Origin of the sequence: Kineothrix sp. MB12-C1, assembly GCF_030863805.1 — a bacterium.
GTDB lineage: Bacteria > Bacillota > Clostridia > Lachnospirales > Lachnospiraceae > Kineothrix.
In genome coordinates this window covers 1,895,128-1,908,942 of record NZ_CP132957.1, presented here as the reverse complement: position 1 = coordinate 1,908,942, position 13,815 = coordinate 1,895,128, and the positions used below count along the sequence as shown (strand labels likewise).

Genomic DNA, 13,815 nt, shown 5'->3' with positions numbered 1-13,815 from the left:
TTTGCAACCGGAAAGAATGATAAGAGAAATCGATTTATTAACATATGACTTAGGGAGAGATGGAATTATGAGAGATGATAGCTGCATTTTTTGTAAAATAGCGAATGGAGATATTCCGTCAAAGGAGATTTATGAGGATGAAGACTTTAAGGTAATTCTTGACTTGGGCCCCGCGACAAAGGGGCATGCACTCATTTTACCGAAAAATCACTATCGTAGTTTATACGAGCTTCCTGACGAATTGGCATCTAAGGTAATGCTGCTCGCAAAGAAGATGTCTGTTCAGATGACGGAGAAATTAGAATGTGATGGTTTTAACCTCGTGCAGAACAATGGGGAGGCAGCGGGACAGACGGTGTTTCATTTTCACTTACACCTGATTCCTCGTTATGAAGAGGATGGGCAGGTTCTTGGCTGGAAGGCATTACAACCCACATCCGAGGAATTGAGCGAAGTTAGAAGATTGCTTGTGGAATAATGGAAAGGCTGACTTATGAGGACAATAAAGATATCTGAAGTTACAGATAATATAAAGGAAATGTGCATAGAAGCGAATCATTATCTGTCGGAAGATATGAGAGAAGTGATGAGTGAGTCGGTAGTAAAAGAAATAGCGCCTCTTGGAAAGCAGGTTTTACGTCAGCTTCAGGAGAATCTTGAAATCGCAGCAAGCGATATGATTCCGATTTGCCAGGATACAGGAATGGCTGTTATCTTTATGGAGATTGGTCAAGATGTTCATTTTGAAGGAGGCACATTAGAAGAGGCAATCCATGAAGGGGTAAGACAAGGATATGCTGAGGGGTATTTGAGAAAGTCTGTAGTAAAGGATCCTCTCATTCGTGAAAATACGAAGGATAATACTCCGGCAGTTATTCATTACCAGATTGTGCCCGGAGATAAGGTGAGGATTACAGTTGCTCCGAAAGGCTTCGGAAGCGAAAATATGAGCCGTGTATTCATGCTAAAACCATCCGATGGAATCGAAGGTGTGAAGGAGGCTATTTTAGCGGCGGTAAAAGATGCCGGTCCGAATGCGTGTCCTCCCATGGTAGTGGGGGTTGGCATCGGCGGTACTTTCGAAAAATGTGCTTTGATGGCGAAGCGTGCACTCACCCGTCCGGTGAATCAAAGTTCTGATATTCCTTATATAAAGGAAATGGAAGAGGAGCTGCTTGATCAAATCAATCGGACAGGTATAGGCCCCGGGGGCCTTGGAGGGAGAACTACAGCCTTTGCAGTGAATATAGATACATATCCTACACATATCGCCGGTCTTCCTGTGGCTGTAAATATTTGCTGTCATGTGAATAGACATGCAGTTCGAACGATTTAAGGAGTCTGATATTACCGATTTTTATAATTATAAGAAAGCCCTTGGGATAAAGGATGGATGAGCAGCTACGTGCGCGGAACAAAAGCTATGCTGCAAATATATTCAAACGTGAGAGTAGGCGAAGCACACTTTTGCAATAATAAAACAAGAAGGTTGTGGACAAAATGGATAAATATATAACTGCACCTATAAGCGGAGAAGTGGCGAAAGATCTAAGAGCCGGGGATTATGTTTATATTAGTGGAAGGATATATACAGCAAGAGATGCCGCACATAAGAGAATGTATGAAGCGGTGGAAGATGGTAGGGAACTGCCGCTGGATCTCAATAATAATATTATATACTATATGGGTCCTTCTCCGGCAAGAGATGGAAGGCCTATTGGTTCAGCAGGTCCGACAACATCGAGTCGAATGGACAAATATACCCCCACCTTTTTAGATATGGGATTAAAGGGCATGATTGGTAAAGGGAAGCGTACGCAGGAAGTCATGGAAGCAATTGTCCGTAATGGCGCGGTATATTTTGCAGCAGTGGGCGGTGCGGGAGCTCTTTTGTCACGTTCTATTAAAAGTTCAAAAGTAATTGCTTATGATGATCTCGGAACAGAAGCAATCAGAGAGTTGCAAGTGGAGGATTTCCCTGTAATTGTTGTCCTTGATTCCAGTGGTAATAATTTATATGAGATGGCACTTAAGGAATATGAAGAATTATAACTTCCATAATATACGAATATAAATGATACCAGGATCAAAATACCTTTTGACTCCAACATCATATAAATATAGAATAAGCTGCCTGTATTGTAATGGCGGAAAGAGAATAAATAAATTATGTATAGAATTATAATGATGGCCGTAAGGCTGTTCCTAAAAACTCCTTACTACCTATTTCTAATATGGTGGTATGGTAAGAATCCAAAGAAGACTTACGAAGATTCATATGCGATTGTGAAACGGACGACTAAAGCAGCAAATAGGGCAGGAAAAGTTAAAATAGAATCCTATGGTTTGGAAAACATACCAAAAGAAAATGGATTTATACTTTTTCCCAATCACCAGGGATTGTATGATATGCTCGCTATTTTGGAATCTTGCCCGGTGCCCTTTGCGTTTGTCATTAAAAAAGAAGCAAGAAATATCATATTATTGAAACAAGTAGTAGAAGCGCTCGGCTCTATTGCCATAGATAGGGAAGATATACGTCAGTCCATGCAAGTGATACAGCAGGTAACGCAGGAGGTTAAGACTGGCAGGAACTTTCTTATTTTTGCGGAAGGGACGAGAAGCCGTCAGGGTAATCAACTTCTGAATTTTAAAGGGGGAAGCTTTAAGAGTGCAGTTAAAGCAAAATGCCCAATCGTCCCCTGTGTTCTAATCGATGCATTTAAGCCTTTCGATGAAAAGTCTATAAAGGCACTAACAGTTAAGATTATATATCTGCCTCCTCTATATTATGAAGAGTATAAAGATATGAAGACGGTAGAAATAGCAGCAGAAGTAAAATGCCGTATAGAAAAGGCCATGGCTCAATATATATAGTGAGAAGGGGCCAATAAGTGAGGGGTAGAAAAAGACAGAAATAAGTTTGAAAAATTAATTGACAAATAAAAGGCACTTAGGTATAATAACACTTGCGTTATCAATTGACGCAAACTTAATATTGGTAAGCGTGAATTTGTTTTAATAAAATTGCGTAAGGAAATTCAGATTATGGAGAAATACTCAAGAGGCTGAAGAGGCGCCCCTGCTAAGGGTGTAGGTCGCTTGCGCGGCGCGAGGGTTCAAATCCCTCTTTCTCCGCTTAATTACCAAAACCCGAAAGAAGTATCGTGAGCGATACTTCTTTTTGCATATAATGATAAATCTCGAAAATGGTAATGCTGTTATTTCTTAATTATATAATTATATAAATATACATTAAAGATAAGCCTCAGAGTTTATAAAGTAATATTGTGGATACACTATGGCTGTACTTCTAAAATAGTGCATTTATGCTACAATTCCTTTTTTGAAATAAAAGTATTAAAAAGGTGTTGACATTTGTCAAAAATTTGAGTATACTAGCAAAGCACCTTGCAGAAAAGAGCAAGATTTGTTGGAGAAATAACCTGTCAAATCGGAAGTTGTTCTTCAAATGACAATTAAAAAGTGATTTGTATTTAATATATTATACTTGATTATAAATAATAAAAAAATACAAAATATTGCTTGACAATTGATAGCGAATGGTGCTACAATAAAACACGTCGTCAAAAACGATGGACGAGTTAAAAAAGAAAAAGTTTCAAAAAAGTTCAAAAAGGTATTGACTTTCCGAAATGCACATGATAAGATATCAAAGTTGCGTCTGAAACGAAAGACAAAACAAACCGAACTTAAGAAACACAGAACCTTGACAAGTAAACAGTAATGCAACCCTGAAAATTCTAAAACGGGCCTCTGCTTTTGCAGAAAGAGCCCAAAGAGAAAATTCAGAAGAACAACCTAAAAAACAGTAAAAGAATCGCACAGAAGCACCGCAAGGAGCAGATGTGAGATTACGGGAAAAAATTAGCAAGGATTTAAAGCCAAAGTTGATTTTGGACCGGGCAAACTTTAACATGAGAGTTTGATCCTGGCTCAGGATGAACGCTGGCGGCGTGCCTAACACATGCAAGTCGAACGGAGTTATATAATGGAAGTTTTCGGATGGAAGATATATAACTTAGTGGCGGACGGGTGAGTAACGCGTGGGCAACCTGCCCTGTACCGGGGGATAACACTTAGAAATAGGTGCTAATACCGCATAAGCGCACAGCTTCGCATGAAGCAGTGTGAAAAACTCCGGTGGTACAGGATGGACCCGCGTCTGATTAGCTAGTTGGTGGGGTAGAGGCCCACCAAGGCGACGATCAGTAGCCGGCCTGAGAGGGTGACCGGCCACATTGGGACTGAGACACGGCCCAAACTCCTACGGGAGGCAGCAGTGGGGAATATTGCACAATGGGGGAAACCCTGATGCAGCGACGCCGCGTGAGTGAAGAAGTATTTCGGTACGTAAAGCTCTATCAGCAGGGAAGAAAATGACGGTACCTGACTAAGAAGCCCCGGCTAACTACGTGCCAGCAGCCGCGGTAATACGTAGGGGGCAAGCGTTATCCGGATTTACTGGGTGTAAAGGGAGCGTAGACGGCAGGGCAAGTCTGGAGTGAAAGCCCGGGGCTCAACCCCGGGACTGCTTTGGAAACTGCCTGGCTAGAGTGCAGGAGAGGTAAGAGGAATTCCTAGTGTAGCGGTGAAATGCGTAGATATTAGGAGGAACACCAGTGGCGAAGGCGTCTTACTGGACTGTAACTGACGTTGAGGCTCGAAAGCGTGGGGAGCAAACAGGATTAGATACCCTGGTAGTCCACGCCGTAAACGATGATTACTAGGTGTCGGGGGCTTATAAGCCTTCGGTGCCGCAGCAAACGCAATAAGTAATCCACCTGGGGAGTACGTTCGCAAGAATGAAACTCAAAGGAATTGACGGGGACCCGCACAAGCGGTGGAGCATGTGGTTTAATTCGAAGCAACGCGAAGAACCTTACCAAGTCTTGACATCCCAATGACAGCATATGTAATGTATGTTCCCTTCGGGGCATTGGAGACAGGTGGTGCATGGTTGTCGTCAGCTCGTGTCGTGAGATGTTGGGTTAAGTCCCGCAACGAGCGCAACCCTTATCTTTAGTAGCCAGCAGTAAGATGGGAACTCTAGAGAGACTGCCGGGGATAACCCGGAGGAAGGTGGGGATGACGTCAAATCATCATGCCCCTTATGATTTGGGCTACACACGTGCTACAATGGCGTGAACAGAGGGAAGCGAAGGGGTGACCTGGAGCAAATCCCAAAAAACACGTCTCAGTTCGGATTGTAGTCTGCAACTCGACTACATGAAGCTGGAATCGCTAGTAATCGCGAATCAGAATGTCGCGGTGAATACGTTCCCGGGTCTTGTACACACCGCCCGTCACACCATGGGAGTCGGAAATGCCCGAAGTCTGTGACCTAACCCTCATCGGTAAGCATGACCGTATCAGGAGATAACGAAAGGAACAAAGAGAGTTTCGTTATATTCGAGAAAAAAAGATACGTGTCGGTCGTGCTCAGCGATGAGGGAAGGAGCAGCCGAAGGCAGGTCTGATAACTGGGGTGAAGTCGTAACAAGGTAGCCGTATCGGAAGGTGCGGCTGGATCACCTCCTTTCTAAGGAAGAAGAAGTAGGGGTTGCATTACTGTTTAGCTGTTGAGGAAGAGTGGGAAAGCACTAAGAATCGAAGCGAATGAGTAGAGAATACTCAGAAACATATCTGGTGGCGATGCGCTTAGGGGAGACACCCGTTCTCATCCCGAACACGAAGGTTAAGACTTAAGCGGCCGATGGTACTATGCTGGAGACGGCATGGGAGAGCAGGTGGCTGCCAGATTAATTATGTAAATAAAGCCTAAAGGCTTTCATATAAAATGAAGTTTGGATTTCAATCAAATTTCATAAACTGGTTTTACCAGTGATTAAAGATTAAAATAACTTTTAATTTTTAATGGCTGATAAAACAGTCAAGTGTCATAACAGACAAATTTGTACCTTGAAAACCGAATACCAAAAAACAATCAAGTATCAAAGACATCCGAGGTCCATCGTGATGAAAGTTACGATGGCCAAACAATGAGTTTAGAACTCAAATAGATTTACCTTCTGATGGAAAGACAGGACGACTGCCTTTCATGAGAAGAGCTGAAATGATAGGTCGATTTAAGGATCGATGTATGAGGACAGCGGACCAGCCGAGGACATCACGCTAGATGTCCGGTAAGAAAGAGGGGAGGGCACTCATAGAGTGCAGGAAGCTCTGACTTATTAAGGTTAAGCAAGAAAGAGCACAGGGAGGATGCCTTGGCACTGAGAGCCGAAGAAAGACGTGATAAGCTGCGAAAAGCTGCGGGGAGGAGCAAATATCCTACGATCCGCAGATATCTGAATGGGGAAACCCACATAAGAAGACCTTATGTATCCTTACGTAAATACATAGCGTAAGGAAGGGAACCCGGTGAACTGAAACATCTAAGTAGCCGGAGGAGAAGAAAACAACCGTGATTTCCGAAGTAGCGGCGAGCGAACCGGAAAGAGCCCAAACCGGAGTGCGTGCACTCCGGGGTTCGGACTGCATAGTCTGATTCGAAGAAGGAAGCAGAATGGTCCTGGAAAGACCAGCCAGAGAGGGTGAAAGCCCCGTAAGCGAACCCGGAAGCGACAGCGCAGGATCCAGAGTACCACGAGACACGAGAAACCTTGTGGGAATGAGCGGGGACCACCCCGTAAGGCTAAATACTCCTCAGTGACCGATAGTGTATAGTACTGTGAAGGAAAGGTGAAAAGGACCCCGGGAGGGGAGTGAAAGAGAACCTGAAACCCTGTGTTTACAAGCTGTGGGACCACGTTAAGGTGGGACCGCGTACTTTTTGTAGAACGGTCCGGCGAGTTGCGGATACTGGCAAGGTTAAGCACTTAAGGTGTGGAGCCGAAGGGAAACCGAGTCTTAATAGGGCGCCAAACGTCAACTAAGTTGACGCCATAGTCAGTATGTGCAGACCCGAAACCGGGTGATCTATCCATGTCCAGGTTGAAGTTGCCGTAAAAGGCAATGGAGGACCGAACCCACATCCGTTGAAAAGGGTGGGGATGAGGTGTGGATAGGGGAGAAATTCCAATCGAACCCGGAGATAGCTGGTTCTCCTCGAAATAGCTTTAGGGCTAGCCTCGTATGAATCTGGCGGAGGTAGAGCACTGAATACCCTAGGGGGCGTCAAAGCTTACCGAAGGTTATCAAACTCCGAATGCCGTACAGATGTTATACGGGAGTCAGACTGCACGAGATAAGTTGGGCAGTCAAAAGGGAAAGAGCCCAGACCTACAGCTAAGGTCCCAAAGTGTGTGTTAAGTGGAAAAGGATGTGGGATTTCAAAGACAACTAGGATGTTGGCTCAGAAGCAGCCATCCATTCAAAGAGTGCGTAATAGCTCACTAGTCGAGAGGTCCTGCGCCGAAAATGTCCGGGGCTGAAACACACCACCGAAGCTTAGGAAGCATGCGTAAGGCATGCTTGGTAGAGGAGCATTGCTGAAGCGAAGAAGCGGTACCGTGAGGAGCCGTGGAGTTTCAGGAAGAGAGAATGCCGGAATGAGTAGCGAGAAAGAGGTGAGAATCCTCTTGGCCGAATATCCAAGGATTCCAGGGTAAAGCTGATCTGCCCTGGGTAAGTCGGGGCCTAAGGCGAGGCAGAAATGCGTAGTCGATGGATAACAGGTGGAAATTCCTGTACTGCAGGATGACAGAACTGTAGGGACGCATGTGGAAAGCATGGGCCGGAAAAGGAAAAGCCGGTGCAAGCGAAGTAGGAGATAAGGAGGCAAATCCCCTTATCAATCCAAAGGCGTGATGCGGAGCGAAATGAAGTAGCGAAGCATGCGGGCCATGTGCCAAGAAAAGCTGCTATTGTTCGTCCTGTACCCGTACCGTAAACCGACACAGGTGGATGAGGAGAGAATCCTAAGGCCGGCGGGAGAAGCATTGTTAAGGAACTCGGCAAAATGACCCCGTAACTTCGGGAGAAGGGGTGCCCCAGAGATGGGGCCGCAGAGAATAGGCTCAAGCAACTGTTTAGCAAAAACACAGGTCTATGCAAAACCGGAAGGTGAAGTATATGGGCTGACGCCTGCCCGGTGCTGGAAGGTTAAGAGGAGAGGTCAACTAACGTGAAGCCTTGAATTTAAGCCCCAGTAAACGGCGGCCGTAACTATAACGGTCCTAAGGTAGCGAAATTCCTTGTCGGGTAAGTTCCGACCCGCACGAAAGGCGTAATGATTTGAGCGCTGTCTCAACAATGCACCCGGTGAAATTGAAGTACCAGTGAAGATGCTGGTTACCTGCGCCAGGACGGAAAGACCCCATGGAGCTTTACTCCAGCTTGATACTGGGATTCGATGCTGTATGTACAGGATAGGTGGGAGGCAAAGAAGTAGAGACGCCAGTCTCTATGGAGCCGCTGTTGGGATACCACCCTTACCGTATTGGATTTCTAACCGAGAGCCATGAAACTGGTTCCGGGACAATGTCTGGCGGGGAGTTTGACTGGGGCGGTCGCCTCCGAAAGGGTATCGGAGGCGCTCAAAGGTTCCCTCAGAATGGTCGGAAACCATTCGCAGAGTGCAAAGGCATAAGGGAGCTTGACTGCGACACCGACGGGTGGAGCAGGTAGGAAACTAGGACTTAGTGATCCGGTGGTATAACGTGGGATTGCCATCGCTCAACGGATAAAAGCTACCCTGGGGATAACAGGCTTATCACTCCCAAGAGTTCACATCGACGGAGTGGTTTGGCACCTCGATGTCGGCTCATCGCATCCTGGGGCTGTAGAAGGTCCCAAGGGTTGGTACATTCGCCCATTAAAGCGGTACGCGAGCTGGGTTCAGAACGTCGTGAGACAGTTCGGTCCCTATCCGGCGCAGGCGTAGGATATTTAAGAGGAGCTGTCCTTAGTACGAGAGGACCGGGATGGACGGACCGCTGGTGTATCTGTTAGGTACCAGACCTATGGCAGAGTAGCCAAGTCCGGCAGGGATAAACGCTGAAGGCATCTAAGCGTGAAGCCCCCCTCAAGATGAGATATCCCCATGAATTAATCATGGTAAGACCCCTTGTAGAGCACGAGGTAGATAGGCTTAAGGTGGAAGCGTAGCAATACGTGCAGCTGATAAGTACTAATCGGTCGAGGGCTTATCCTTATAGGCTGGGATAAAGAGTGGAGAACACTCTTACAAAAGAAGAAAAAACGGATGAAAAGATATGAGAGAGTGAAAGGACCGGAAGATGGAAGCATAAGAAGGTCTGTAGGTATTCGGTTTTGAGGGTATAAATCATTTTGGTTTATATTTTTATGGCCCGGTGGCTCAGTTGGTTAGAGCGCCGCCCTGTCACGGCGGAGGTCGTGGGTTCGAGTCCCATCCGGGTCGGTTGAATTATATATGGAAATGCGGGATCTTAGCTCAGCTGGGAGAGCATCTGCCTTACAAGCAGAGGGTCATAGGTTCGAGCCCTATAGGTCCCATTTTGCCGATGTGGCTCAATTGGCAGAGCAGCTGATTTGTAATCAGCAGGTTATCGGTTCGAGTCCGATCATCGGCTTTTGATGAATTGATTTTATCAAGGCTAAATATTTTTATATATGGATGGATTCCCGAGTGGCCAAAGGGGACAGACTGTAAATCTGCTGCAAATTGCTTCGGTGGTTCGAATCCACCTCCATCCATTTGGTATTAACTACCAAAGGATTGCATATAATTATATAATCCAAATAATTGAATAACGCGGGGTGGAGCAGTCTGGAAGCTCGTCGGGCTCATAACCCGAAGGTCATAGGTTCAAATCCTGTCCCCGCTATTTAATGCCCAGATAGCTCAGTTGGTAGAGCAGAGGACTGAAAATCCTCGTGTCGCTGGTTCGATTCCGGCTCTGGGCATCATTTTTTAGAGAAAATGGGATATTAGCTCAGTTGGTAGAGCACTTGACTTTTAATCAAGTTGTCCGGGGTTCGAATCCCCGATGTCTCATCTGAGAAGGCTGATTCAAGCGTAGAAGTTTGAATACAGTCTTTTTTTTATTCTATAGGAAAGACCTTGTTACATTAAAGAATGTTGTTAATGAAATAAAGCGTCATATATTTCTTTTTATAGTTCGCTTGAAAAGTGAAGACTTTTTTGTATAGAATAATATTTAAAATAATGGACAGAGTTATTTCGATAAAACGATAAAATGTATATGAATACGAGATAAATGCTTATGGATTTGTCCATATGCAACATTGATTATTTAGCCGGAAAATGATAAAATGAATTGATTTCTATGAAAGTTTAGCATACAAATAGAGAAAAGAGTAACAGGAGAAGTGCATGGAAATAAAAAAGAAATCGGTATGGAAAAAACTGATAATTGTTACACTAATATCATGTGTTTTTCTGTCGGCGATTACCTATGCTGGTTTTGCCATGTTTTTCAGTGATCATTATTATTATCAAACAATAATTAATGGCAGTGATTATAGTTATAAGACACCAATGGAAGCGGAGGATATGATTCGCCAACAGCTTCAGACGTATTTTTTGGAGGTTGAAGGTCGGGAAAGCATGAACGATACGATTATGCTGGCTGATATAGAGGTAGAATATATATTTACCGACACATTGCTTGGGATTAAGCAGGAGCAGAATCCGGCGTTTTGGATTTTAGGAATATTTAGAAAGTTTTCCTACGACATACCGCAATTAGTGGAATATAATGAAGATATGCTTGAGGAAAGGATTCAAGCACTTGCCTTTTTTCAATCTGACAATATAAAGCCTCCGAATGCTGCCTATATCTCGTATTTTGAGGAAGAAAAGAAATATACGGTAGTAAAGAGTAGTCCGGGTACAGAGATAATAAAGGGCAGGACGGAAGAAGTAATTAAAGATGCCGTCAGAAACATGGAGAGAAAGATTAATCTCGAAGAGATGGAGTGTTATAAGTTCCCCTTGGTAGTCAAGGAGGATGAAGTGCTGAAGAAATTAGCGGATCAGGCTAATCAATACGTCTCCGCTAAGATTACTTATAATTGGAATGGAAGTAATGTAATCGTGGATGCCGATCTCATTTCTGAATGGGTAGTTCTGGAGAAAAATAAGGTATCTTTGGATGAGGAGAAAATACGAGAATTTGTAGTAGAGCGCTCGAAGGAGAATGACACATATGGGAAGAACCGCATGTTCCGTACAAGTGATGGAAGGGAATTGGAGTTAAGAAGCGGTGCTTACGGATGGAGAACTAATCGAGAAGCAGAAGTAGAGGCTTTGATTGCGGCAGTACAAAATGGGGAAATCCTGGAGAAGGAACCGGAATATTCTTTCACAGCAGCCCAATCCGGCAAGGATGATATAGGGAGTACCTATGTAGAAATAGACTTGGGTAAGCAGCACTTATATTTATATGTAGATGGTGAGGTTGTTTTGGAGAGTGATTTTGTTTCCGGAAATACTTCGAGAGGATGGAACACACCTGCCGGCGTATTTGGGCTTACTTACAAGACTAAAAATGCAGTGCTTCGAGGAGAAGATTACGAGACCCCTGTAAATTATTGGATGCCTTTCAACGGAAATATCGGAATGCATGATGCCACATGGAGAGGAACCTTTGGCGGAGAGATATATCAGACGAATGGTTCTCATGGATGTATTAATCTTCCATTAGAAAATGCGAAAATAATTTATGAATATCTATATACCGGATTCCCTGTTGTGTGTTATTATTAAAAGTGCGATTGGAAAGAATTTTATCTTGTAAGAGAGTGTGGAAATGGATATCGTATGAAGAGTAAAATAAAGCGAACTGAAAAGAAAAAAGAGAAATTCAGGAAGGCATTTCATAGACAAAAAGAACTCCATAGTTTATTAAGAGAATATGGCGGAGATATACTGGATTCTGATAATTTCCGAAAGACGGATGAATATATTCAGCATGGGAATATGACGGTCAACCATCATTGTATTAATGTGGCGAAATATAGTCTGGCTATTAGCCAAAAGCTTAAGATTAGATGCAATCGAAGAGAGCTGATACGCGGTGCTTTGCTTCACGATTATTTTCTCTACGATTGGCACGATAAGCATCGTGAGAATATGAAACGGCTTCATGGATTCTATCATCCGGGTATCGCCCTTAAGAATGCTGCTGAGGAATATGAACTTACGGCAAGGGAGAAGGACATTATAAGGAAGCATATGTGGCCGCTTACTGTGATTCCGCCGCAGTGCCGTGAGGCATGGATTGTAACAACTGCGGATAAATACTGCTCCTTATTGGAAACGATACATTTCCATAAAGGGCGTGGAAAGAAGCGCCAGTTTTCACAGGATATTCAGTTGAAGCAACAGCCTGTCAAAGTACAATATCAAGGATAAGAAATTGAGTAATTTATATAAAGAATTAGAACAGTATAGAGATTCTGACTATTATCCTTTTCATATGCCGGGACATAAGGGAAGGGAAGACTTTTATGGTGGGAATGCTCTTAAAGCAGCATATGGAATCGATATCACAGAAATAGATGGATTTGATAATTTGCATCAGCCGGAAGGAATTATAAAGGAGGCGCAGCAGGAGGCAGCAAAGCTCTACGGCTCGGAAGAGACATTTTTCCTCGTAAATGGAAGTACATGTGGAGTATTAAGCGCAATTATGGCAGCCACAAAAAGAGGAGGCCGACTTCTGATGGCAAGAAATTGCCACAAGTCGGTGTATTATGCTGTTTACCTTCAGGAATTGGAAGTATCTTATCTGTACCCCGGTATGATAGAGGGATATGGGATTGCAGATGCCATCAGCGCGGCAAGCGTGGAGCGGATGCTTAAGGAAATTCCGGATATAGAAGCAGTCATTCTTACTTCTCCTACTTACGAAGGTATTGCGAGTAATATTAGTGAAATAGCGAATATCGTACATGAATACGGCAAACCTCTTATTGTAGATGAAGCTCATGGGGCTCACTTCGGCTTCCATAAGGAATTGCCTGAGAACGCAGTACGCCAGGGAGCGGATCTTGTAATACACAGTGTTCATAAATCACTTCCGTCAATGACCCAAACAGCACTTTTGCATGTGTCAGGGGAGAGGATTAATAGAGAACGGCTTCGCAGATACCTGAAGATATTCCAGACAAGCAGCCCATCTTATGTCCTTATGGCATCAATTGATCTGGCCATGAATCTAATGAGAGAAGAAGGACATGCGCGTCTAGAGCATCTTATAAGGCTGAGGAGAAATTTGATAAAAGAGATGGCGCCGTGCAAGCATTTGGAGATTCCAAGCAGCTTTTTGGCGCCTGATGGACAGATAAGAACAATAGAAGCTGGCAAGATAGTAATAGGGATAAAAGACGGAGCGTTAACTGGTCAGCAGTTGTATGATATTCTGAGAGAGGAGTACCATCTGCAAATGGAAATGGCGGCAGAGTGCTATGTGCTTGCTGTAACCTCATTAATGGATTCAGAGGAAGGGTTGAAAAGGCTCGCTCGCTCTTTGTTTGAGATTGACCAACGTATATCGGATTTTGAGGAAAATAAAAAACCAAAATATGAATTCAATAAAGACAGGAAGAGGGGATGTCCTGAAGCAGTAATGAACATTGCAAAAGCGATAGCGATATCTGAGGAAAAAGGCTATGATGTTATTCCTCTTTGCGAAGCGAAAGGACAGATTGCTTGTGAATTTCTTAATTTATACCCGCCGGGGATTCCGATAGTGGTACCCGGAGAAAAAATAGATGACGGAATAATAGAGGCCGTGCAGTCCGGGTTGGATATGAAGTTGAATATGCTCGGCGTTGAGGATGGAAAGATTAAAGTGTTACAATATGACAGTACATAGCGAT

7 protein-coding genes, 8 tRNA genes and 3 rRNA genes are annotated in these 13,815 nt (G+C 44.0%); all 18 read left to right on the top strand.

All coding sequences use genetic code 11. The features are described 5' to 3' along the window. Positions 1–67: 67 nt before the first annotated feature. The 18 genes from RBB56_RS08830 to RBB56_RS08745 all read left to right on the top strand — a co-directional run bounded on the left by RBB56_RS08830 (position 68) and on the right by RBB56_RS08745 (position 13,811). A complete protein-coding gene (locus RBB56_RS08830; RefSeq protein ID WP_306721997.1) occupies positions 68–478 on the top strand; it encodes an HIT family protein in 411 nt (136 codons plus the stop codon). 15 nt (positions 479–493) lie between these two features. Continuing rightward, positions 494–1,336: a fumarate hydratase gene (locus RBB56_RS08825; RefSeq protein WP_306721996.1), complete on the top strand. Its 843-nt coding sequence runs from the start codon at positions 494–496 to the stop codon at positions 1,334–1,336. A 164-nt stretch (positions 1,337–1,500) separates the two neighbouring features. Beyond that, positions 1,501–2,052 carry a Fe-S-containing hydro-lyase gene (locus RBB56_RS08820; protein ID WP_306721995.1) on the top strand — a complete coding sequence of 184 codons (552 nt, stop codon included), beginning with the start codon at positions 1,501–1,503 and terminating at the stop codon, positions 2,050–2,052. A gap of 117 nt (positions 2,053–2,169) precedes the next feature. Next, positions 2,170–2,877, top strand: coding sequence for a lysophospholipid acyltransferase family protein (locus RBB56_RS08815; protein ID WP_306721994.1), 708 nt, complete (start codon positions 2,170–2,172; stop codon positions 2,875–2,877). A 173-nt stretch (positions 2,878–3,050) separates the two neighbouring features. Then, a tRNA-Ser gene (locus RBB56_RS08810) sits at positions 3,051–3,138 on the top strand. 796 nt (positions 3,139–3,934) lie between these two features. After that, positions 3,935–5,563: ribosomal RNA gene (locus RBB56_RS08805) — 16S ribosomal RNA — on the top strand. 103 nt (positions 5,564–5,666) lie between these two features. Beyond that, a 5S ribosomal RNA gene (gene rrf, locus RBB56_RS08800) occupies positions 5,667–5,784 on the top strand. Between the two features lie 435 nt (positions 5,785–6,219). Next, a 23S ribosomal RNA gene (locus tag RBB56_RS08795) occupies positions 6,220–9,139 on the top strand. The 16S, 23S and 5S rRNA genes sit together here with 7 tRNA genes alongside, the layout of an rRNA operon. Before the next feature lie 154 nt (positions 9,140–9,293). After that, positions 9,294–9,367, top strand: a tRNA-Asp gene (locus RBB56_RS08790). A 22-nt stretch (positions 9,368–9,389) separates the two neighbouring features. Then, a tRNA-Val gene (locus tag RBB56_RS08785) sits at positions 9,390–9,462 on the top strand. A gap of 4 nt (positions 9,463–9,466) precedes the next feature. Next, positions 9,467–9,539: transfer RNA gene (locus tag RBB56_RS08780), tRNA-Thr, on the top strand. Between the two features lie 42 nt (positions 9,540–9,581). Next, a tRNA-Tyr gene (locus RBB56_RS08775) sits at positions 9,582–9,663 on the top strand. A gap of 57 nt (positions 9,664–9,720) precedes the next feature. Next, positions 9,721–9,794 (top strand) — tRNA-Met (locus RBB56_RS08770). Between the two features lie 6 nt (positions 9,795–9,800). Beyond that, positions 9,801–9,873 (top strand) — tRNA-Phe (locus RBB56_RS08765). An 18-nt stretch (positions 9,874–9,891) separates the two neighbouring features. Next, positions 9,892–9,964: transfer RNA gene (locus RBB56_RS08760), tRNA-Lys, on the top strand. A 339-nt stretch (positions 9,965–10,303) separates the two neighbouring features. Next, a complete protein-coding gene (locus RBB56_RS08755) occupies positions 10,304–11,698 on the top strand; it encodes a L,D-transpeptidase family protein (protein ID WP_306721993.1) in 1,395 nt (464 codons plus the stop codon). Between the two features lie 54 nt (positions 11,699–11,752). Beyond that, positions 11,753–12,346, top strand: coding sequence for an HD domain-containing protein (locus tag RBB56_RS08750; RefSeq protein WP_306721992.1), 594 nt, complete (start codon positions 11,753–11,755; stop codon positions 12,344–12,346). Positions 12,347–12,350: 4 nt separating this feature from the next. Continuing rightward, positions 12,351–13,811, top strand: a complete 1,461-nt coding sequence (locus tag RBB56_RS08745) for an aminotransferase class I/II-fold pyridoxal phosphate-dependent enzyme (protein WP_306721991.1) — start codon at positions 12,351–12,353, stop codon at positions 13,809–13,811. The last annotated feature ends 4 nt before the right edge of the window (positions 13,812–13,815 follow it).